Origin of the sequence: Chryseobacterium luquanense, from assembly GCF_026460945.1 — a bacterium.
GTDB classification, from domain to species: Bacteria; Bacteroidota; Bacteroidia; order Flavobacteriales; family Weeksellaceae; genus Chryseobacterium; species Chryseobacterium luquanense.
This window is the reverse complement of sequence record NZ_JAOVZV010000001.1, coordinates 232,456-253,626: the sequence shown is the minus strand read 5'-3', so window position 1 is coordinate 253,626 and position 21,171 is coordinate 232,456. Positions and strand designations below refer to the sequence as shown.

Sequence of the window (21,171 nt, the reverse complement as noted above, 5' to 3'; positions counted from 1 at the left end):
TTCCAGTCTTGAACTTTTGTTTCTTTTGTTTCAAGACAAAAGAAAAATTTTAAAATAATATTTAAATGGATTTTTTTAGAGTTTCCATTTTTAGAAAGAAAAGAATAATTATGAAAAAAATATGGCAAAAAGACGATAATGCCACCAACATATTAGTCAATAAATTTACAGTCGGGAAAGATCTTGATTTCGATGAACGTTTAGCAAAATACGATGTGAAAGGTTCGATGGCGCACTGTAAAATGCTGGCAGAAGTTGGAATTGTTTCCAATGAAGAATCAGTGCAGATATTATCTGTTTTGGAAGAAGTTTTAGAAGAAATCGAAAACGGAACTTTTGAAATTGATAAAACAGCGGAAGATATTCATTCTCAGATTGAATCTATTTTAATTGAAAAATTAGGAGACACAGGAAAGAAAATTCACACCGCACGTTCAAGAAATGATCAGGTTTTATTGGATATAAAACTGTATTTATTAGATGAAATCCGCGAGATCACAACATTGACAGACGGATTTTTTCAAATATTAATTCAACTGGCAGACCAGCATAAAAATGTTTTGCTTCCAGGTTATACGCATCTACAGATTGCAATGCCTTCGTCTTTTGGATTATGGTTTGGAGCCTATGCAGAAGCGTTGTTGGATGATTTTGAAATGCTTTTCTCTGTTAAAAATATCATTAATAAAAATCCATTAGGATCGGCGGCAGGTTATGGTTCATCTTTCCCGATTGACCGGGAGAGTACGACGTACAATTTAGGTTTTCAATCGATGAATTATAACTCGGTTTACGCTCAAATGACACGTGGAAAGTCAGAGAAAATGTTGTCGATGGCAATGGCGACTTTGGCAGGAACATTAGGTAAATTTGCCTATGATGTTTGCCTGTATTTAAGTCAGAATTTTGATTTTATAAATTTTCCAAAAGAATTTACAACGGGAAGCAGCATTATGCCGCACAAGAAAAATCCGGATATTTTTGAGTTGGTTCGTGCGCGTTGCAACAGAATTCAGTCGTTGCCGAATGAATTTATATTATTGACGAATAATCTTCCGTCAGGCTACCATCGAGATATGCAACTGACAAAGGAAATCTTGTTCCCCGCAATTGATTCGTTGAAAGAATGTCTTGAAATTTTAAGCTATACCTTACCAAATATTCAGGTGAAAGATGGGATTTTGGGTGACGAAAAGTATAAATATCTTTTCAGTGTAGAGAAGATCAATGAAGAAGTGAAAAACGGAAGCTCATTCCGTGATGCGTATGTAAAAGTAGGGCAGGAGATTGAAAATAACCAGTTTGATTTTGAAATTAAGAATTTAAATCATACTCATCAGGGAAGTATTGGGAATTTATGTTTGGATAAAATTGAATATCAGTTTAATAAATTGAAAATTAAATTGTTGGGGTAATTAAGATCAACTTAATTATGAAGTAAAATTGTTTCAAATTTTAAGCAATATTTTTAAAAAATCAATAGTCTTCAATTTGTAATTTTGTTTTTTAGGGAGATTGAGATGATTTTTTATCTCTTCATAGTTTGAATAATCAAATTCCGAAATTCTTTCAATGATTTTATTGTTTTGAATTAAAAATATTGCTTGATAATTTTTAAAACGGGCAGGTTCATTCCTTTCAACATAATAACTCAAATCATTAAATTCATATTTTGAACTTTTAAATAATTTATTAAATTCTATCTTATCATTGGTGATTTTTATTTTAGTATGAATCTTTAAGAAAAAACTCCAAACAAAAATTAAAGAAAAGAGAAGAAGGCAAATTTTTAAAATTTTTATTAAATTAAATTCTATTAATATGTCTTTTGAAAGATCTATTATAACAAAGGGAAAAATAATTGATAACATGAATGTTGCGAAATATATGATTAGAAAAGATTCAAAGTTTATTTTTGATTTCATTATTATTTATATTAATGCTTGAGTTTATAAGTTTTTACCCCAAATCAATCTTAAACTTAGTCGACTTTTTCACCTCATGAAGCACAATCGAACTGTGATATTGCCCGATACTGGGAATATTTGAAATCACATTAACTGTAAAATCATTATAAGAATTAATATCTTTTGCAATGATTTTCAGCATATAATCATATTCGCCCGAAAGGCTGATGATCTCCTGCACTTCATCATGTTGCATAATATTTTTCTCGAAAGTTTCGAGAACTTTTTTGGACTGCTCCTTGAGGCGGACGTTGCAGTAAACGACAATATTTAAACCGAGTTTTTCACGGTTCAGAAGACCGACATATTTCTCAATAATCCCCTGTTTCTCCAACTGTTTGATGCGTTCATAAGTTGGGGTAAAGGTTAAACCTATTTTCTCTGAAATTTCTTTCACTGAGAAAGTAGAGTCTTCCTGAATTATGCTGAGAATCATCCTGTCTTTTGCGTCCATAAACTGTATTTGAATTCTAACAAAAATATTAAGAATAAATGAGAATAACCAGCGATTGAAGTTTTTTAATTTTTTTGAGGTTTCACTTTGTCATGTTACCCAAATGTTATATCTTTGCACCTAATGAATAACACAGTATTTATATCATTAGAATTACCGGGCGTAGACGCCCTTTACGATATTTATTTATTTTAAGCGAAGATATTTTCTTCGCTTTTTTTATGTTCAAAAATTAAGATTTTATGTTTACGATTACCGAACTAAGTACAGAGAAAATCAATAAGATACTGACGGAAGCTTTAGCTTTTGCCAACGGGAAAACTGCCAAAATTGAAGGCGAAGTATTCTGTTCAAATCTGTTTTTTGAAGACAGCACAAGAACGAAAACAAGCTTCGATGTTGCCGAAAGAAAACTGGGTTTGCAGGTCGTTCCTTTTGATGCTTCCAACAGTTCTGTCAACAAAGGTGAAAGTTTATATGATACCGTAAAAACGATTGAAAGCATAGGGGTAAATCTTGTCGTGATCAGAGATAAAAAAGACCGTTATTTTGATGAATTGAAGAATATCAACATTCCGGTAATCAACGGTGGCGACGGAACAGGAAATCATCCTTCACAGTGTATGCTCGATTTGCTGACAATTTATCAGGAATTCGGAACCTTCGAAGGATTGAAAATAGGAATCGTTGGTGATGTTAAACACAGCCGTGTTGCCAACTCCAATGCTGAAGCTTTGAGAAGATTAGGCGCTAAAGTTTACTTCTCAGGACCTGAACAGTGGTTTGACGAAGGAGCTTTAATTAACGGTACGTATCTTTCTGTAGATGAGATGATTCATGATGTTGATGTTTTGATGTTGCTGAGAATCCAGCACGAAAGACACGATTCAAAAATGAGTTTCTCAGCGTCGGAATATCATAAAAAATATGGTCTGACGAAAGCCAGAGAAAAAACCATGAAAAAGGAAGCCATCATCATGCATCCCGCACCCATCAACAGAGGCGTAGAAATCGATACCGATTTGGTGGAATGTGAACGCTCAAGAATTTTCAAACAAATGCAGAACGGTGTTTTCGCAAGAATGGCGATTCTGAAAAATGCTTTAGAGGAGAAAGGTTTTTCTTTTAAGTAAAAAGGTAAAGGTTAAAAGAGCCAGGTGTGAATGCTTTTGAGATTTCTTAAGATTCAATTTAAATTGCTAAGAAATTTCAACAAAAAGAAATAATGCCGAAGAAAGCCCCGAAAGGGCGACCTATCAATAGCCATGGGTGAAGCCCATGGAGTTAAAAGGAGAGATTGATGTCCTTGAGCCCTGAAAGGGCGGAATCAAAAATCAGATAGGTTGGAAAAGATTAAAAAATAGAAATAAAGATAAAAGTTAAAATGAAGAAAAAATTAATACTGGAGTCCGGTGAAGTATTTCATGGAGAAGGTTTCGGAGCAGATTTGGAGACAGCAGGAGAGGTGGTTTTCAATACCGGAATGACAGGATATCAGGAATTGATTTCTGACCCGTCATACTGCGGTCAGATTGTTTGCATGACGTATCCGCTGATCGGAAATTACGGGATCAACCGTGATGACTACGAAAGCATCGAGCCTGCAATTAAAGGTCTTATTGTAAAGGAAATTTGCGATTTGCCTTCCAATTTCAGAACTCAGATTACGTTACAGGAACTGTTTAAAAAGAAAAATCTTTCAGGAATTTCAGGAATTGACACCAGAAGGCTGACAAGAATTCTTCGTAACTCAGGTGTGGTAAAAGGAAAAATCGTGAATGCAGATGCAGACGAAAATATTACCGTTGAAGAATTAAAATCAACTACTTTCCCAACAAATCAGGTAGAGCAGGTTTCAACAAAAACTTCTTACGCCAATCCGGGAAGAGGACTTAAAGTAGTGCTTGTGGATTTTGGATCTAAATTAGGGATAATCAGAGAATTATCTCAAAGAAACTGCGACATAATTGTTGTTTCTCATGATACTACAGCAGAAGAAATTTTGCTGATGGATCCGGATGGAATTATGTTATCCAACGGTCCCGGAGATCCTGAAGACAACCAAAAAGCTCTAGAAATGATCCGCGGATTGCTCGGTAAAGTTCCAATTTTCGGGATTTGCCTTGGACATCAGTTGATTGGCCTTGCTTGCGGTGCAAAAACATTCAAATTAAAATTCGGTCATAGAGGAGGAAATCACCCTGTTTTGGATTTAGAAAAAAACAAAGTAGCAATTACCTCTCAAAATCACGGTTATGCTGTTGATCAGGAGAGCCTTAAAGAAACAGATTTAATAGAGACTCATATCGCATTGAATGACAGAACAAATGAAGGTCTTAGACATAAGATTCATCCGTGCTTCTCAGTTCAGTATCACCCTGAAGCGAGTCCGGGTCCTGAAGATGCGAATTATTTGTTTGATGATTTCATCACGATGATGGAGGATTTTAAAAATTAGGAGATTATTTGGGCAGCTTATCCGCCTTCCGTTCCCGCTTTTTTGCTCGTCGTGCCTCCTCACAAAAAGAGCTCCACTCAAGTCGGGCTGCGGGCAATTCGCTGCAAATTAAAGGTGGAAATTAGAAGAATCCGAAGGATTCAATATAAATAGCCGTAGGTGAAACCTATGGTATTGGTGAAACAATCATCATCCGAACCCGAAAGGGTTCAACAACAAAAGGATAAATTTAAAAATGAAAAGAAACGACATAAAAACAATTTTAGTAATCGGTTCCGGCCCAATTATCATCGGTCAGGCGGCGGAATTTGATTACGCAGGAACGCAGGCTTGTCTTTCACTGAGAGAAGAAGGGTACAAGGTGATTTTGATTAATTCAAACCCTGCGACGATTATGACGGATGTTGAAATTGCTGACAAGGTTTACATCGAGCCGATTTCACTTCAGTTTGTGAGTCACATCATCAGAAAAGAGCGTCCGGATGCACTTTTACCAACACTTGGTGGACAAACAGGTTTGAACATGGCCGTAGAACTGGAGAAATCAGGAATTCTAGAAGAATGCAAAGTGGAAGTTTTAGGAACTACACTTTCTGCAATCAACAGAGCGGAAGACAGAGATCTGTTCCGTGAATTGATGAGAGAATTAAACGAACCGGTTCCGGAATCTGACATCGTAACAACAGTTGAAGGAGCACTCCGTTTTGCTGACGAAATCGGTTATCCGGTGATTGTTCGTCCTGCCTTTACAATGGGTGGAACTGGTGGTGGAATCGCTGCCAACGAAACTGAATTAAAGGAAATTGCTGAATTGGGATTGAAATACAGTCCGGTTACGCAGTGTCTGATCGAAAGATCAATCGCAGGTTTCAAAGAAATTGAATACGAAGTAATGCGTGATGCAAACGACAATGCGATTGTGGTTTGTAATATGGAAAATATAGATCCGGTGGGAGTTCACACAGGAGACTCAATTGTTGTGGCGCCATCTCAGACGCTTTCAGACAGAGAGTACCAGCTCTTGAGAAATGCTTCACTGAAAATCATCAGAGCTTTAGGAATTGAAGGTGGATGTAACGTACAGTTGGCTTTAGACCCGCATTCATTCGATTACTACATTATCGAAGTAAACCCAAGAGTTTCCCGTTCATCGGCATTGGCATCAAAAGCAACTGGTTATCCGATTGCTAAGATTGCTGCTAAAATCGCTGTGGGATTGACTTTAGATGAAATTATGAATCCGGTTACAGGAAAAACTTACGCATGTTTCGAGCCTGCTTTGGATTATGTGGTAACTAAATTCCCAAGATTTCCTTTCGACAAATTTGAGACGGCTGACAGAAGACTGTCAACTCAAATGAAAGCGACTGGTGAAGTAATGGCAATCGGAAGAAACTTCGAAGAGTCTCTACAAAAAGCAGTGCGTTCTCTGGAAACAGGTTTGAGACATTTAGGTTTAAAAACAAAACAGGCTGCAGCTTTAACTGACGAAGATATCGAAAGAAGAATCAGAGTTTGTGATGACGAAAGACTGTTCATCATTTGTGACGCTTTAAGAAGAGGTTACGACTGGGAACAAATCGTAGAATGGAGTAAAATCGATAAATTCTTCATCTGGAAATTAAAAAAATTAGTTGATTTCGAAAAGACAATTGCAGCGAACAGATTCGATAAAGATATTTTAATTGAATCTAAAAAATTAGGTTTCTCAGATCAGAATATCGCTCATTTATGGGAATCTACGCAGAGAGAGGTGTACAATTTCAGAAAAGAAAACGGAATTGTGCCGGTTTACAAAATGGTAGATACCTGTGCAGCTGAATTTGAATCTGAAACTCCATATTTCTACGGAACTTACGAGGAAGAAAACGAATCTGTAGTAACCGATAAAGAAAAAATCATCGTTCTAGGTTCCGGACCAATCAGAATCGGGCAGGGAGTTGAATTTGATTACGCAACGGTTCACTCGGTTTGGGCGATCAAAGAAATGGGTTATGAAGCGATTATAATCAACAATAACCCTGAAACCGTTTCTACAGACTTTTCGATTTCAGATAAATTATATTTCGAACCTTTGACGGAAGAAGATGTGATGAGCATCATCGACCTGGAAAAACCAAAAGGTGTTGTTGTACAGTTTGGTGGACAGACTGCCATCAACTTAGCAGATAAATTAGCCGCTTACGGCGTTCAGATTTTAGGAACTTCACTGGAAGATTTGGATAGAGCTGAAAACAGAGATAAGTTTGAAAAAGCCCTTCAGGAAATGGGAATTCCTCAGCCTCTAGGAAAAACTTCGACTTCAAAAGAAGAAGCGATTGTGATTGCCAACGAAATTGGTTACCCGGTTTTGGTTCGTCCGAGCTACGTTTTGGGAGGTAGAGCCATGGAAATTGTGTACACAGAAGCAGAATTGGCGCACTACATGGAATTTGCGGTAGATGCAAGTCCGGATCAGCCGGTTTTGGTAGACCGTTACATTACAGGAAGAGAAGTGGAAGTCGATGCAATTTGTGACGGCGAAACGGTAATTATTCCTGGAATTATGGAACATATCGAAAGAGCAGGAGTTCATTCCGGTGACTCGATTGCTGTGTATCCGCCACAGAATGTTTCTCAGGCAGAAATCGATACTTTGGTTGATTATACTCAAAGATTAGCTAAAGGATTGAATGTAATTGGTTTAATGAATATCCAGTACGTTCTTTTTGAAGGAAATGTGTACGTAATTGAAGTGAATCCACGTTCGTCAAGAACAGTTCCTTTCTTATCTAAAATTACGGATGTTCCGATGGCAAATCTTGCTACGAAAGCAATTTTAGGTCAGAAACTGAAAGATTTAGGCTACAAAAACGGATTGGTTCCAAACAAAGAAGGTGTTTTCGTAAAAGTTCCCGTGTTCTCTTTCTCAAAATTAACGAAAGTTGATATCTCTTTAGGCCCAGAAATGAAGTCTACAGGAGAAGTAATGGGGAAAGACACGACTTTGGAAAAAGCACTTTACAAAGGATTGGTTGCAGCTGGAAGAAAGGTTCCGATGCACGGTTCAATCTTATTTACGGTAGCTGATAAACACAAGCAGGAAGCTGCTGATTTAGCTTCAAGATTCCACGAAGTTGGTTTCAGAATCTGGGCAACAGAAGGAACTGCAAAATTCTTCGAAGAAAAAGGTATTCCATGCAAAATCGGGTACAAAATCGGAGAGGAAAGTGTAAACTTAATCGACTTGATTCAGAAAGGAAAAGTTCAGTACGTTGTCAACACGATGACGAAAGGAAAACAGTCTGAAAGAGACGGTTTCCAGATCAGAAGAATGAGCGTTGAAAACGGTGTTCCTTGTTTAACATCAATGGATACAGTTGAAGCGATCCTGAAAGTGATTGAAAGTATGAGCTTTAAGATGGAAACGATGTAGTTTTCGGATTGAGATAAAGTAAAAGCGGGAGATTTTTTCTTCCGCTTTTTTTATGGATATTTTTCAGGATTTTGTGAAGTATGAAAAACTCTGAAAATTCTGATGATTTGTTTTTCTTTTTCAATCTTATAAATAATGATGAACGGAAAAATTTTAAATGGTAACCGATGGAAATCATTATGGATTTTCTCATAGTAAGAAATTTTTTTTATTTTGCTCACTGTAAATTTAAAATCCTTGAAAAAACTATCTGCCACTTTTTTACCAGCGACATTTTTGTAATATTCGAAAGAATTTATAATGTCTCTATTAGCTTCGGAAGTAGTGGTCATTTTAAACACCATACTTTGCCTTCATTTCAGCAAATAAATCTTCAATAGGCATAAAATCTTCGTCTTTCAAATTTTCCATTGCATCCAATTCACGTTTCTGCTGATCTGTCAATTGGTAATTGACATTATGTTCATACCAATTTTTTTCAGATTTGTTTTCAACAATTCCATCCAAATATCCTAAAACCTGTTTGAGAATTTCCTCCGGTTCATCTTTCAGTTTTTGGTTGATTATATGTAACGTATTAGAACTCATTGGTCATATTTTTATCAAAGTTAATAAAAATTTTTATTGAAGATTATAATTCTTACTTTCAAATTTTTGTTTAGATAAATTGTAAATCTTTTAACTAATGATTACAGTCGACCAAAAAAGGTATCCATTTTACCCCAAACTCCTGTCCAAATGCACATACCCACCATCCACATGAATCAATTGCCCAGTGGTATGCGAAGATTTTTCCGATAAAAGAAATGCCGCCATATTTGCAATTTCTTCTGAGGTCGTCATGCGGCTTTCCAAAGGGATTTTTGAAGTAATACTTTTCAATTTTTCTTCAGGATTTTCAAAAGTAGAAATCCACGATTCGTAAAGTGGAGTCCATGCTTCGGCAACGATGATGGCATTCACACGGATGCTGTAAGGCAAAAGTTCCACTGCCCATTCTCTTGTCAGGGCATTTCTGGCACCATTTGCTGCGGCATAACCTGAAGTTCCGCCTTGTCCGGTTTCTGCAGTTTTGCTTCCAATATTTAAAATAGAACCTTTACTTTCCTTCAGATAGGGAAGTGCGTGATGCACCAAAAGGTAGTAATGCACCACGTTTTTATGGTAAGATGAAATGAAACCTTCATAAGAACCATTTTCAAGACCAACACCATCGTTCACGCCTGCATTATTCACAATCCCATCGATTTTGCCATATTTTTTTACGACTTCATCTATGGCTTTTTTGCATTCTTCAGGTTGAGAAAGTTCAGCGGTCACAAAATCAGCTTTTCCACCATTTTTAACGATTTCCTGAACTGCTTTTCCGTTATCATTTTCATTTCTGCCGATAATAATGGGCAAAGCATTTTCTTCAGCTAATATTTTTGCAATGGCATTTCCGATTCCCTTCGCACCGCCGCTTACGATGATCACTTTATGGTCGAGATGTAAATTCATAATTTAAAAATAATTTTTTAAAAGTCTTTTAGGCACAATGACCGCAAGAATTTTTGAGAATTGTTCTGTGTATTTTCGTTTGCAAACGAAGTTTCGTCGATTCAAATAAAATTAATTATATCATTGAGGCAAAAGCGTTCTACTCAGCCAAGACTAAAGTGTGTAAAAAGATTTTTTCAGCAATAAAAATCTTTGATTTTTAAACTTATGTGCTCTAAATATTCTCAAAGCATTAAACTTAAATCTAATGTGACTCATGTGTCAAAATCTTTTGTGCCTTTAAAATCATAGTTTATAAAATTCCACGGCATTCCCCGAGAAAAAAAATTCCTGTTCCTCTATTGAAAATTGTTCCAAATATTTTGAAATCAATTCCAACCACAAAGCATAATTTCCTCCCAGCAACATTACAGGCCAGTCGCTTCCGAAAACCAAACGTTTAATTCCAAACTTCAAAAAGGCAAAATCAAAAATTTCAAAAATGGATTTTTCGTCAGCCAAATTCCAGTTTCCCTGCGTTAAAAGTCCCGAAACTTTGCAATAGACATTTGGGTTTTGAGCCAGTTCCGAAATATTTTCTTTCCAGTCTTTCAGTTCGTTGGTCTTCAGATCGGGCTTGCCGCAATGATCCAGAATGAAAGGTTGCTCAAGAAGTTTCTCCGAAAGTTTTACCGCATCTGAAAGCTGATCCTGTCTCAACAAAATATCAAAAGTATAATTAAACTGATGAAGTGTAGAGATTCCTTTTAGAATCTTCTTCTGCAGTAAAAAACCCATATCTTCTCCCTCTGCAACGTGTCTGAAACCTTTAATTAATTTTTCAGACTGATAATTTTCAATAGACTCTTCAAGTTTGTCAGAAGCCAAATCAATCCAGCCGACAACTCCTTTAATCATCGGATTTTTTTTAGCTAAATCCAACAGAAAAGTAGTCTCGTCATCGCTTTGGTCAGCCTGAACAGCAACGCATCCATCAACCTGATTTTCTTTTAAAAGCAAAGAAAAATCTTCCGGCAAAAAATCTCTCCGGATTGCCGTCATTTCTTCCGTAATCCAGGCATCGCGCACCGGATTAAAATTCCAGAAATGTACGTGAGAATCTATAATCATTTATTTCAAATCTTATTTATAACGTAAAAATTCTGTCCATCAACCGCCACTTTTCTCCTTCTTTCGAAGTGGGCAACTGATGCTGGAATTTCCACATCAATTCTTCCCATTCCTGAACTTTCGGATTGTTTTGATCCACATCATTTTTAGCCTCAAAAGAAAAACTGTCCTCAGCTTCAATAATCATGAATAACCGATTTTGAACACGGTAAATCTCCATATTTATAATTCCGGAATCCAAAATACTTTGTCTGACTTTTGGCCAGATATTTTGATGATAGTTTTCGTATTCGGCAATCAGTTTAGGGTCATCAATTAAGTCGAGAGCGAGACAGAATTTTTTCATTCGTCGTATGCTTTTACTTTCTGGGTACTGCTTCCCAAACCGTCAATTCCCAGTTCCACCACATCGCCTGGTTTCAGATACCAAGGCTCAGGCTTTTGTCCCAAACCGACACCGGCAGGCGTTCCCGTACTGATAATATCTCCGGGAAGCAAAGTCATAAACTGGCTGATGTAGCTCACAATAAAAGGCACATCAAAAATCAGATTGGAAGTATTTCCATCCTGCAAAATTTCTCCATTCACTTTCAGCCACAAACGCAGATTATGAACGTCTTCAATCTCGTCCGGCGTCGCAATGAAAGGGCCGATCGGCGCAAAAGTGTCACAGCTTTTTCCTTTTACCCACTGTCCGTTTCTTTCCAGCTGAAAGGCTCTTTCGCTGTAATCGTTGTGCAGAACATAACCTGCAACGTGTTCCAGCGCATTTTCCTCAGAAACATAGCTCGCTTTTTTTCCAATGACGATGGCCAGCTCAACTTCCCAGTCGGTTTTTGTACTGGTTTTTGGAATAATCAGGTCGTCATTCGGACCCACAATTGCCGTCGTAGCCTTAAAAAACAAAATCGGTTCCTGTGGAATCGGAGCATTAGTCTCTGCTGCGTGATCTTTATAGTTCAATCCTACACAGATGATCTTGGATGGTCTGGCCAAAGGTGATCCCAGCCTTTCATCGGCAGAAATTTCGGGTAAATTCTGTGTGTTTATTTCCGATTTTAAATTTTCAATAGCGTCACTGGAAAAGAAGTTTTCATCGTAATCTTTTACCAGATGAGAAACATCATATCTTTTATCATCAATAATGACTCCCGGTTTTTCCTGTCCCGGTTTTCCGAATTTTATTAATTTCATATTATTTTTTTTAGAAGGTATAATTCTATTTGAAGCTAATCCCGCTATCCACTGTATCTTTTTTGTCATTGCGGACAATTGAGATAAGAAGTTGAACTGTTTCGCAGCCGCAATGACAAAAAATGATGCCGTTTCTATCGGGGCTAGGGGTGTGTAGCCCGAATCAAAAGTTTAGCTTAATTTACAAATTTTAATTGTTCAAAGTAGTAAAGCCACCGTCAATAGGATAATCTACGCCAGTGATGAATGACGCTTCATCACTGCATAAATACAGCGCCAACGAGGCAACTTCTTCAGGTTGAGCCATCCTTCCGATGGGTTGTGTTTTCGATAATTTCTCAAACATTTCTTCAATATTATCAGGATAATTTTTCTGTAAAAATCCATCCACAAAAGGCGTATGCACCCTCGCTGGAGAGATCGAATTACAACGGATATTTTCACTGATATAATCTTTGGCAACACTCATGGTCATTGCTTTTACCGCACCTTTTGCTGTACTGTACGCAAAACGGTCAGGAATTCCCACCAACGCAGCAATGGAAGCCATATTGATAATCACACCGCCACCATATTTTCTAATCTGCGGAATCGCAGCAAAAAGACAGTTGTAAACTCCTTTAATGTTGATATTATAAATTCTGTCAAAATCTTCTTCAGAAGTTGTATCTGCTTTCCCGATATGTGCAATTCCTGCATTGTTAACCAAAATATTGATCGCTCCAATCTGATCGAAAACTGCTAAGACATCTTTCTGTTTTGAAACATCACAGGCATAAACTTTCGCATTTCCTCCCGCTGATTTGATTTTTTCTAAAGTTTCCTGTCCATTCTGTTCTGTAATTTCAAGAATATGAACTTCCGCACCATTCGAAGCAAGCTGAACAGCAATCGCCTGTCCAATTCCGCTTCCTCCGCCAGTTACAACGGCTTTTTTATTTTTTAATGAAAACATTTTTATATTAAATTTTATTGGTAATTTATTTAAACGCAAAGGGCGCTAAGATTTTTTAATATTGTTCTGTATATTTTTCGTTCGCAAAGGCGTTTCACTCAGCTAAGATAACTGAAGTTGAATTTGTTTTCAAGCTTAAGCGACTTGTCGCAACCCTTTGCTCCTCTAATTTTCACATTAAAATTAAATCTCTGCGTTTAAAGTTTCAAATTTACAAGCTTACTCCTCGTTTCCACGGAATAAAATCATCCTGATTCAATGCCACCGCTTTTGGAATAATATTTCCGCTCGCCACATCAATACAGAAATCCAAAATATCTTCGCCCATTTCCTGAATGGTTTTTTCTCCACGAACAACCGCACCGGTATCAATATCAATAATATCCGACATTTTCGTAGCCAAAACAGTATTTGTCGCCACTTTGATCACCGGACAAACCGGATTTCCAGTAGGCGTTCCAAGTCCTGTGGTAAACAATATCAAAGTCGCTCCTGAAGCGGCTTTTCCCGTGGTTGCTTCCACATCGTTTCCAGGCGTGCAGACTAAACTTAACCCTGGTTTAGTCGCTGCTTCAGTATAATCAAGAACATCGACAACAGGTGATGAACCGCCTTTTTTTGCTGCTCCTGCAGATTTGATGGCATCGGTAATAAGTCCGTCTTTAATATTTCCGGGCGATGGATTCATGTAAAATCCTGAGCCAACAGCGTGCGCCAATTCATCATACTCGGTCATCAGCCTGATGAATTTTTCTGCGGTCGGCTGATCTACTGCTCGGTCTATCAATTCTTGCTCTGCGCCACACAATTCAGGGAACTCAGCCAACAGAACTTTAGCGCCTAGAACTGAAAGAATATCCGCAAGATGACCAACTGCCGGATTGGCCGAGATACCGCTGAAACCATCGCTTCCACCACACTTCACGCCAACGCAAAGTTTGCTGATCGGTGCATCTTCACGCTCAATTTTATTAATTTCCTGAAGACCTTTCAGTGTTTTAAAAATCGCATTTTTGATCATGGTTTCTTCACTGACCGCTTTTTGCTGTTCGAAAACGAGTAATGGTTTATCAAAATCAGGATTGCGGTTATACAAATCCCGTTTGAAATTATCGATTTGAAGATGCTGACAGCCGAGACTTAATAAAGTTACTCCCGCCACATTAGGATGATCTGCGTAAGCTGCCAAAAGTTTGCTCAGGGAATCCGAATCCTGTCTGGTTCCGCCGCAACCGCCGGTGTGATTCAGAAATTTGATGCCGTCAACATTTTTAAAAACTCTCTCTTTCGCCGGAATATTAGAAGGCGAAAAATCAATTTCATCCAAATTATCTCCTTTGGAAATTGCTTCTACCAATTGTTGCGTATAATCCTTGTACTTTGCATCGACCGCATACCCTAAACTGTCATACAGAGATTCTTTAATGATATCAAGATTACGGTTTTCACAGAAAACGGTTGGAATAAAAAGCCAGTAATTGGCCGTTCCAACATCACCATTTGAACGGTGGTATCCTTTAAAAGTTTTATGCAAAAATCTTGAAACGTCAGGTTTCGTCCACTGATAATCCACATCACGGTAGTAAAACGGATCAGCAGCATGCTTTGTATTATCTGTCGTCATTCTCGTTCCTGATGCCAGATCGTATTGAACTTTCCCCACCAAAACACCATACATGAAAATTTCGTCACCCTGTTTCATATCATTCATAAAGAATTTATGTTTGGCAGGGATGGCTTCCAAAATGGTGTATGTATTTCCTTCAAAGACAATTTCAGTTTCCGCAGGAATATCCTGAAGCGCGACTAAAACGTTGTCTTTTGGATTTATTTTTAATATTAAATTGCTCATTTTTTAGTTAAAATTGAATGTCTGTTGTGTTGTTTTTTGAACACAAAGTTTCTCTAAGTTTTTTTCTAATTACTATTTTTCAGTTTCACAAAGGCGTTTCACTTAACCAAGATCATAGATATTTTTTACATTCATTATATTGAAGACTTTTTATTTCTGAATCTTAAAGAAAACAGTAAAACTATTACAAAACATAAAAGCGGAACTGCATAAGAAAAATGGATGTTCCCCGAAATATCTGTAATCTTGCTCGCAATCGGTGGAATGATTGCGCCTCCGACAATCGACATGATGAGAAGACTTGAAGCAGGTTTTGTATCCAATCCGGCACCTTCAATTCCCAAAGCGAAAATCGTCGGGAACATGATGGACATGAAGAACGTCAAGCCAACCAATGCGTACAAAGTCGAAACTCCTGATCCGAAGATAACCCAAACCGTAAGAGCAATGCTGATCATACTGTAAACTCTTAAAAGTTTTTGTGGCGAAATATATTTCATCAGAAAAGTACCTGCAAAACGGCCGACCATAAATAAAAATCCTGCTACACCCGCATAATATTTAGCTTCCTGACCTTTCATATCAATAGCATCTTCGGCAAAAACCAAAAGGAAACTGAAGATGTAAATCTGCGCACCGATGTAAAAAAACTGTGCTAAAACTCCCCATCCCACATTTTTCACGCCTAAAACCTGAAAGTAGTTCTTTGTAGATTTCTCATCGCTTTCCGTCACATCAGGCAGTTTGATGAAGAGAAACAGAAACATGACCAACAAAAGAATTAGTCCTAAAATAATGTAAGGTCCTTTAACCAGCGAGGTTTCAGCCTGAATGTAAGCTAATTTTGCTGCTTGACTGAGCGTCGCAAGTTCTTCCTGCGATTTTGGTTCTTCACTTAAGATAAAAATTCCGCCAACGATTGGAGCAATTGAAGCCGCCAAACCGTTGAAAGACTGTGCAAAGTTCAATCTCTGTGTAGCTTTTTCAGGCGGTCCTAAAACGGTGATGTACGGATTGGCTGCCGTCTCTAAAATTGCCAGACCACAGGATAAAACGAATAAAGCCCCAAGAAAAAACGGGTAACTCACGGTATTGGCCGCCGGAACAAACAGAAAACATCCTGCTGCAAAGAAGAATAATCCGACCAGAATTCCTGTTTTGTAACCATATTTCTGAATGATCATCCCTGCCGGAATTGCCAGTAAAAAGTATGCGGCAAAAACTGCCGAATCAACCAAAGATGCCTGAAAATGATTTAATTGAAATGCACTTCGCAAATGTTTGATCAAAATTGGGTCGAGGTTGTGAATAAATCCCCAAAAGAAAAACAAACTTGTGATCAGAATGAGCGGCAAACCATAATTTCTTTTTTTTGAGGAAGAAGAAATTGAGTTCCCAGAATTGGTGTTGTTCATTGATTGGGTTTGTTTTTATTGTTTGACATCGCAGAAAAGTAATCGGTTGCGCTATGTTTAAAATAAATAATTCTACCTGCTATTAAAACCTTAGCTTTCTACTTTTTAAAAGTATAATAATTTTTCGAATAAAAAATGAATGGGGCAGGATAGTACAAGATAGTTCAAGAGATTTTGAAATTTGTTAATGATTATTTAATATGATTTTTGTTTTTGGAAATAATCAATTTTCTAAATAATTGATTTTAGTTTGTGAATAAAATGTAATTTAGACTCAGATACATTTGAAAAAGCACATTATGGAATACTCTGCAACTTCAGAAAAATTCACCACTTTCAAAATAACAAAAGAAGAAAAGATAATAGGAGAATTGCACTACAAAAATTGGTTTAAATTCAATGCTGAAATTGAAATTTTAAACTCAAAATATCAGGTTGAGCAGAAAGGTTTTTGGGGAACAACGCTTGAATTACTAAACGATAAGAAAGTTTTGTTAAAATTTGCTATGAATTGGGACGGAAATATTGTATTGAATACATTTTTCGATGATGTTGAGAAAAATTATACCTTCAGTCACAAAGGTTTTTTTTAAAAATCTTTTGTATTGACAGACCCAAAAGGATCTGAGCTTATGATCATGAAACCGAATTTTAAATGGAATAGTTTGAACTACGAGTATCAAATGACGACTTCCGAAATTTTAGAAACATTCGACGAAAAAAATATTTTGCTCCTCATTTCACTGCATTGCGCCAATTATTATATGTCGATGATGATGGGAATGTAATAAATATTTTTAAACTAATTAATCTTATAATAAGGTTCATTAAAATATTTACTTGGCTTTATATAAACTATCTTTCTGTCCTTCTCAAAAATCCAGTTGAATCGGCGCATAACATCGGCTGCAAAATAATTAGCATGTTGAGTTTTAAGATCACCTGTGAAAAATCCTGCACTTGGATTTTTTAAAACGATATTTCCGAGTTTTAGAAAAGGTAAAACTCCTTGTTTGGTTGTAATGATTTGTCCGGCAGAGTTTTTCATTGATTTTTCACCTGTAATTTTTAGTTTTTCATTCAAATTATTGGCTTCTGCAAACTCGTTACTGTATAGCAAACCTCCTGAGTAACCCGACTGTAAAAGAAAATAAGCTTCCTGTTGTTTACTTTCAATCACATTGTCTGCAATGATGTAGAACTGTCCGTTTTTTACATACAGATTCATCGGTTGATAATCTTTTAAATCTGGTTCTTTATCATAAGTAAGGAATTGATTATTATCGTAATCGATTTTAAAATATTTGTCTTTAAAAATTCCGGTTCCTATCTTTCCATCGGCTTCGTGACCGGTAAGTTCATTATCAAAAAATCTGACGTTTTCATACTTTTTGTTGCCAATTTTCACAGTATTTCCATCACTTATTTCATCTTTAAATGGGATATGGTCTGCTTTTCTGATTCTTTCCGGTGAAATTGAAGCATCTTCCATCGCAATCTGAAACATCAGATGAAGTGAATCTTTATCATTAACCAAAGTTTTTACAATGATATTATTATGTTTCGTTAATCTGAATGGAATCTTTTCCTGAGTTTTAAAAAGATTTAAACTCAATAAAACAATGGCTAAACAGCTAAACTTCTTAAACATTTTTCTATTCTTAAAATATCCCCAAATATAGAATAATTTTTTCTCATCATTTAGATATAACTTGTCTTAAAAATAATTATCTTCGGTTAAATTAAATAAACCAAATGACGAAACATCAGCAAAGAGTCGCCGAAGTCTATCATTTTTTCGATAATAAAGACACCGTTTTGGGTTTCAGAAAACTGTTAGACTGTGCTATTGATACTCAGGATATGTCGATTTATAGAGAAGCGATTGATTTGACAGATTGGAAAGAAACTCAAAATCACGCTATCGACGAACTAATAGATAAATCAAAAAGTCTTCTCGCCAAAATTGAAAAAGTTCAGGTAAAAGAGCATAGTTCCGAACAATCTGTTTTAAAAGCAAAAGATATTGTAAAATCTTACGGAAGTAACCGTTTTTCGCTTGGTCCGGTTTCTGTGGAAATCAGAAAAGGACAGGTTTATGGTTTGGTAGGAGAGAATGGTAATGGTAAAACGACACTTTTAAGAATTTTTGCGAATGAAATTTCGTTTAATGATGGAAATTTAACTTATTCATTTAATGAAAAACCAAAAAATGAATACGATTTAAGAACAAAATTGGTTTACATCCCGCAACGAACTGAAAAATGGTACGGAAGTCTGAAAGATAATTTGAAATTTGTTCTTTCAAACCATGGAGTTGCGCCTGAGGAAAACGAAACCCGAACTTTGATGATGATTGCGCGTCTCGGATTGTGGAATTACAAACATCTGAAATGGAACGAACTTTCATCAGGTTACAAAATGCGTTTCGAACTGGCGAGAATTCTTTTAAGAAAACCTGAAATTCTTTTACTTGATGAACCTTTGGCGAACCTCGATGTCTTGGCGCAACAGGTAATTCTGGAAGATTTAAAATCGATTGCTAATTCGGTGAATCATCCGATTGCCTTGATTTTAAGCTCGCAGCAATTATATGAAGTTGAAAAGATTTCAGATAAAGTGATTTTCCTGAAAAATGGAAAATATAAAGACAATTCTGAAAAACAGGAGGGTGGAGAAAGTCAATTGATTATTGAAATTGATACTAATGAAAACCGAGAAAAACTTTTGGAAGTATTCAAAGATTTCAGTCTCGAAAAACTGAATTTTAACGGTGGAGTTTACGTCGCTTATTTTGGCCCGGAAACTCAGTTTCATCAAGTAATATCGGCTTTGGGAAATGCTCAGGCGGAAATCGTGTACATTAGAAATATCTCTTCTTCTACGAGAAGATTTTTCGTCAATTAATCTTCTTTAATTTTAATTAAAATGCAGAAAATCAATAAAATAAATCAATATCTGCTCGAGAAATATCCTACAGTCTGGAATACCAAAATTGTCTGGATGCTTTTGGCAGCATTATTTTTTCATATCGTCTTTTTTATTATAGGATATCTTTCTCATATCGATCCGGTATCGTTGCAGAAATATTCTGTTAGAGATGATTATTTCAGAAATGGAGTGATTTTTATTCATCTTATCATTTCAGTACTTCTTGTTGTTGGCTGGTTGTTGATGATGTTTAAAAACAATGGATTCAAGAATTTTTATCCTTCATCGAAAGGCAAATTGTTTGGCCAGTTTGTGCAATATTTTATCATTATTTTTTCATGTACGACGTTTTATTTTTCTTATATGGTAGGTTTCAGAATGTTTATTAACAATAAATATCCTGATTCTGAAATGGCGAAAAATATTGATATTGTCAACAGAACCGCACCTTTTCTTTCTCAAAATATAGAATCATATACTTTGGAAAACAGACTGTTTCCAAAAATTTTCTCTGATTTGTATTGTGAAAATGATATTGAGAAAATAGACCGAAACAAAAAGTTTTTTGTGTATTACAATAGAATTTATCAGTATAATTCTGTGTACTCAAAAAAATCTTTTAGAAAAAATAAAGCAGGAGATTTTATACCAAATGAACCTGAATATTCAGAGAAAATTGAGCCAGCTTATTCAGAGACGGATATTGAACGAAAATATTCTATTTTTTATTTTAAAAAAGAAGTTGTAGATCTTTCCGCTTACATCAAAACGACGCAGCCAAGTTTTTACAACTTTTCAGAGGTTTTCTATGATTATGATTTTACTGGGTACAATGATGGTGCCTTAGAAAACAATTATTACGATAAAAACTCTCCAGATTATACTCTTAAAAATCAAAAAGCGTTTATTAATAAAACAACAACAGAACTATTAAACAGAAAAAAACCTGCAGAGCTTGAAAAACTATTCAGCGATTTTCTTTCTATTTCTAAAAAATATAGGATAAAAAATAATCTTGATGCCAAAAAATGGACTTCATTAATTTACTCAAAAGACAATCCGAATTTTGAAATCCGTTATTTTATTAAAGATTTTGTGCCAAGTTCAAGATTTGAGGATGAACCTTATTACGAATCGACCGTTGCTGTAGATTCTGTAGCTGCTTCTTATAATGGAGATGGCGTTCAGGATAGTGTAAAGTTGAGAATATTTAATCCCGAAATAAACAGACAGATTGCACCAGATAAATATGTAAAAAATAATACGACTGATTATTATTACGTCTCTGAAAGCATGAAAGATCTTTTGAAGAATGTAGATTCTATGAAGCAGGATGATTTCTTTTCAGAAAACATACATATTTATATCTGGATCGCATTTTTCCTATCCACATTTATTTTCAGCTTTAGAATTACTGGACTTCGTTCTTTGCTTTTCAGCGTGATTAGCGCAGGAGTTTTAATGCTTTTAGTTACTTTAATTACAGTCTTTTATGGATTGACATTCAGAGGACAGGAAGAATTTTTTGTTTCCTATTTTGTTTTGTTTATTGGGCTAATTATTTTGCTGATTCCTTTATTAAAAATGGATATGGTTAATAAAACGGTTTCTTCGGTTTTGGTAAATATTTCGATGAATTGTTTTGTACTTTTAATTTTCTTGATTTTTATAATTATCACTATTCATCAGAAAGCTGAATGTGCGGATACTATTACGAACATTGATTACGATTATCCATATGATGATTGTAATAGCATTATTGAATATTTAAGCTTCACGCTGAGTTATATCATTTTAATTCTTGGGTTTATTTTCATGTATTTTTATACTGCAGTTTTGCAGAAATGGAAAGCAATGCCGGAATAAATTTAGATAGCATATTTTCAAACCTCATATTTTTTATGAGGTTTTTATTTAATC

The 21,171-nt window shown here is 35.9% G+C and carries 20 protein-coding genes; 8 read left to right on the top strand and 12 right to left on the bottom strand.

Translation table 11 applies throughout. The annotated features are described in order from the left end of the window. The first annotated feature begins 110 nt into the window (after positions 1-110). Positions 111-1,415, top strand: coding sequence for an argininosuccinate lyase (gene argH / locus OEA66_RS01240; RefSeq protein ID WP_267279641.1), 1,305 nt, complete (start codon positions 111-113; stop codon positions 1,413-1,415). A 33-nt stretch (positions 1,416-1,448) separates the two neighbouring features. Here argH and OEA66_RS01235 read toward each other — a convergent pair whose 3' ends face one another. Together OEA66_RS01235 and OEA66_RS01230 are read right to left on the bottom strand one after the other, a co-directional pair. Next, on the bottom strand, positions 1,449-1,925 hold the full coding sequence (locus tag OEA66_RS01235) for a hypothetical protein (protein ID WP_267279640.1): 477 nt from the start codon (positions 1,923-1,925) through the stop codon (positions 1,449-1,451). Positions 1,926-1,959: 34 nt separating this feature from the next. Further along, the gene (locus OEA66_RS01230; RefSeq protein ID WP_047442942.1) at positions 1,960-2,421 is read right to left on the bottom strand and encodes an Lrp/AsnC family transcriptional regulator; all 462 of its coding nucleotides are present in this window, start codon (positions 2,419-2,421) and stop codon (positions 1,960-1,962) included. A gap of 242 nt (positions 2,422-2,663) precedes the next feature. On the opposite strand from OEA66_RS01230, the gene OEA66_RS01225 reads away from it, so the two are divergent. The 3 genes from OEA66_RS01225 to carB all read left to right on the top strand — a co-directional run bounded on the left by OEA66_RS01225 (position 2,664) and on the right by carB (position 8,294). Then, positions 2,664-3,554: an aspartate carbamoyltransferase catalytic subunit gene (locus OEA66_RS01225; protein ID WP_047442943.1), complete on the top strand. Its 891-nt coding sequence runs from the start codon at positions 2,664-2,666 to the stop codon at positions 3,552-3,554. A 251-nt stretch (positions 3,555-3,805) separates the two neighbouring features. Then, entirely contained in the window at positions 3,806-4,879 is a 1,074-nt protein-coding gene (locus OEA66_RS01220; RefSeq protein WP_267279639.1) for a carbamoyl phosphate synthase small subunit, read from the top strand. A 235-nt stretch (positions 4,880-5,114) separates the two neighbouring features. Further along, positions 5,115-8,294 (top strand): carbamoyl-phosphate synthase large subunit, encoded by a 3,180-nt coding sequence (gene carB / locus OEA66_RS01215; protein ID WP_267279638.1) that lies wholly within the window; start codon positions 5,115-5,117, stop codon positions 8,292-8,294. 50 nt (positions 8,295-8,344) lie between these two features. Here carB and OEA66_RS01210 read toward each other — a convergent pair whose 3' ends face one another. The 9 genes from OEA66_RS01210 to fucP form a co-directional block, all read right to left on the bottom strand. After that, entirely contained in the window at positions 8,345-8,626 is a 282-nt protein-coding gene (locus tag OEA66_RS01210; RefSeq protein WP_267279637.1) for a type II toxin-antitoxin system RelE/ParE family toxin, read from the bottom strand. Between the two features lies 1 nt (position 8,627). After that, a complete protein-coding gene (locus OEA66_RS01205; RefSeq protein ID WP_267279636.1) occupies positions 8,628-8,882 on the bottom strand; it encodes a hypothetical protein in 255 nt (84 codons plus the stop codon). A gap of 129 nt (positions 8,883-9,011) precedes the next feature. Further along, complete coding sequence (locus tag OEA66_RS01200) at positions 9,012-9,794, bottom strand: L-fucose dehydrogenase (RefSeq protein ID WP_267279635.1); 783 nt, start codon at positions 9,792-9,794, stop codon at positions 9,012-9,014. A gap of 285 nt (positions 9,795-10,079) precedes the next feature. Beyond that, a complete protein-coding gene (locus OEA66_RS01195) occupies positions 10,080-10,904 on the bottom strand; it encodes an amidohydrolase family protein (RefSeq protein ID WP_267279634.1) in 825 nt (274 codons plus the stop codon). A 16-nt stretch (positions 10,905-10,920) separates the two neighbouring features. After that, positions 10,921-11,250: an L-rhamnose mutarotase gene (locus OEA66_RS01190; RefSeq protein WP_267279633.1), complete on the bottom strand. Its 330-nt coding sequence runs from the start codon at positions 11,248-11,250 to the stop codon at positions 10,921-10,923. After that, positions 11,247-12,098: a fumarylacetoacetate hydrolase family protein gene (locus OEA66_RS01185; RefSeq protein WP_267279632.1), complete on the bottom strand. Its 852-nt coding sequence runs from the start codon at positions 12,096-12,098 to the stop codon at positions 11,247-11,249. The genes OEA66_RS01190 and OEA66_RS01185 overlap by 4 nt, the downstream gene beginning before the upstream one ends. A gap of 190 nt (positions 12,099-12,288) precedes the next feature. After that, entirely contained in the window at positions 12,289-13,053 is a 765-nt protein-coding gene (locus OEA66_RS01180; RefSeq protein ID WP_267279631.1) for an SDR family NAD(P)-dependent oxidoreductase, read from the bottom strand. Positions 13,054-13,264: 211 nt separating this feature from the next. After that, positions 13,265-14,905, bottom strand: coding sequence for a UxaA family hydrolase (locus OEA66_RS01175; RefSeq protein ID WP_267279630.1), 1,641 nt, complete (start codon positions 14,903-14,905; stop codon positions 13,265-13,267). A gap of 134 nt (positions 14,906-15,039) precedes the next feature. After that, positions 15,040-16,320 carry an L-fucose:H+ symporter permease gene (gene fucP, locus OEA66_RS01170; RefSeq protein ID WP_267279629.1) on the bottom strand — a complete coding sequence of 427 codons (1,281 nt, stop codon included), beginning with the start codon at positions 16,318-16,320 and terminating at the stop codon, positions 15,040-15,042. A gap of 299 nt (positions 16,321-16,619) precedes the next feature. Between fucP and OEA66_RS01165 the strand changes: the two genes are divergently transcribed. Further along, positions 16,620-16,913 (top strand): hypothetical protein, encoded by a 294-nt coding sequence (locus OEA66_RS01165; protein ID WP_267279628.1) that lies wholly within the window; start codon positions 16,620-16,622, stop codon positions 16,911-16,913. A 12-nt stretch (positions 16,914-16,925) separates the two neighbouring features. Further along, positions 16,926-17,108: a hypothetical protein gene (locus OEA66_RS01160; protein ID WP_267279627.1), complete on the top strand. Its 183-nt coding sequence runs from the start codon at positions 16,926-16,928 to the stop codon at positions 17,106-17,108. Positions 17,109-17,122: 14 nt separating this feature from the next. Here the strand turns inward: OEA66_RS01160 and OEA66_RS01155 are convergent, their stop codons facing one another. Then, positions 17,123-17,971 (bottom strand): hypothetical protein, encoded by an 849-nt coding sequence (locus OEA66_RS01155; RefSeq protein ID WP_267279626.1) that lies wholly within the window; start codon positions 17,969-17,971, stop codon positions 17,123-17,125. A 104-nt stretch (positions 17,972-18,075) separates the two neighbouring features. Between OEA66_RS01155 and OEA66_RS01150 the strand changes: the two genes are divergently transcribed. After that, positions 18,076-19,227 (top strand): ABC transporter ATP-binding protein, encoded by a 1,152-nt coding sequence (locus OEA66_RS01150; protein ID WP_267279625.1) that lies wholly within the window; start codon positions 18,076-18,078, stop codon positions 19,225-19,227. A 21-nt stretch (positions 19,228-19,248) separates the two neighbouring features. Further along, positions 19,249-21,117, top strand: a complete 1,869-nt coding sequence (locus OEA66_RS01145; protein ID WP_267279624.1) for a hypothetical protein — start codon at positions 19,249-19,251, stop codon at positions 21,115-21,117. Positions 21,118-21,171 lie beyond the last annotated feature (54 nt).

Coding starts and splice junctions, on each gene's coding strand:
- argH (WP_267279641.1), top strand. CDS start 111: ATGAAAAAAATATGGCAAAAAGACGATAATGCCACCAACATATTAGTC.
- OEA66_RS01235 (WP_267279640.1), bottom strand. CDS start 1,925: ATGAAATCAAAAATAAACTTTGAATCTTTTCTAATCATATATTTCGCA.
- OEA66_RS01230 (WP_047442942.1), bottom strand. CDS start 2,421: ATGGACGCAAAAGACAGGATGATTCTCAGCATAATTCAGGAAGACTCT.
- OEA66_RS01225 (WP_047442943.1), top strand. CDS start 2,664: ATGTTTACGATTACCGAACTAAGTACAGAGAAAATCAATAAGATACTG.
- OEA66_RS01220 (WP_267279639.1), top strand. CDS start 3,806: ATGAAGAAAAAATTAATACTGGAGTCCGGTGAAGTATTTCATGGAGAA.
- carB (WP_267279638.1), top strand. CDS start 5,115: ATGAAAAGAAACGACATAAAAACAATTTTAGTAATCGGTTCCGGCCCA.
- OEA66_RS01210 (WP_267279637.1), bottom strand. CDS start 8,626: ATGACCACTACTTCCGAAGCTAATAGAGACATTATAAATTCTTTCGAA.
- OEA66_RS01205 (WP_267279636.1), bottom strand. CDS start 8,882: ATGAGTTCTAATACGTTACATATAATCAACCAAAAACTGAAAGATGAA.
- OEA66_RS01200 (WP_267279635.1), bottom strand. CDS start 9,794: ATGAATTTACATCTCGACCATAAAGTGATCATCGTAAGCGGCGGTGCG.
- OEA66_RS01195 (WP_267279634.1), bottom strand. CDS start 10,904: ATGATTATAGATTCTCACGTACATTTCTGGAATTTTAATCCGGTGCGC.
- OEA66_RS01190 (WP_267279633.1), bottom strand. CDS start 11,250: ATGAAAAAATTCTGTCTCGCTCTCGACTTAATTGATGACCCTAAACTG.
- OEA66_RS01185 (WP_267279632.1), bottom strand. CDS start 12,098: ATGAAATTAATAAAATTCGGAAAACCGGGACAGGAAAAACCGGGAGTC.
- OEA66_RS01180 (WP_267279631.1), bottom strand. CDS start 13,053: ATGTTTTCATTAAAAAATAAAAAAGCCGTTGTAACTGGCGGAGGAAGC.
- OEA66_RS01175 (WP_267279630.1), bottom strand. CDS start 14,905: ATGAGCAATTTAATATTAAAAATAAATCCAAAAGACAACGTTTTAGTC.
- fucP (WP_267279629.1), bottom strand. CDS start 16,320: ATGAACAACACCAATTCTGGGAACTCAATTTCTTCTTCCTCAAAAAAA.
- OEA66_RS01165 (WP_267279628.1), top strand. CDS start 16,620: ATGGAATACTCTGCAACTTCAGAAAAATTCACCACTTTCAAAATAACA.
- OEA66_RS01155 (WP_267279626.1), bottom strand. CDS start 17,971: ATGTTTAAGAAGTTTAGCTGTTTAGCCATTGTTTTATTGAGTTTAAAT.
- OEA66_RS01150 (WP_267279625.1), top strand. CDS start 18,076: ATGACGAAACATCAGCAAAGAGTCGCCGAAGTCTATCATTTTTTCGAT.
- OEA66_RS01145 (WP_267279624.1), top strand. CDS start 19,249: ATGCAGAAAATCAATAAAATAAATCAATATCTGCTCGAGAAATATCCT.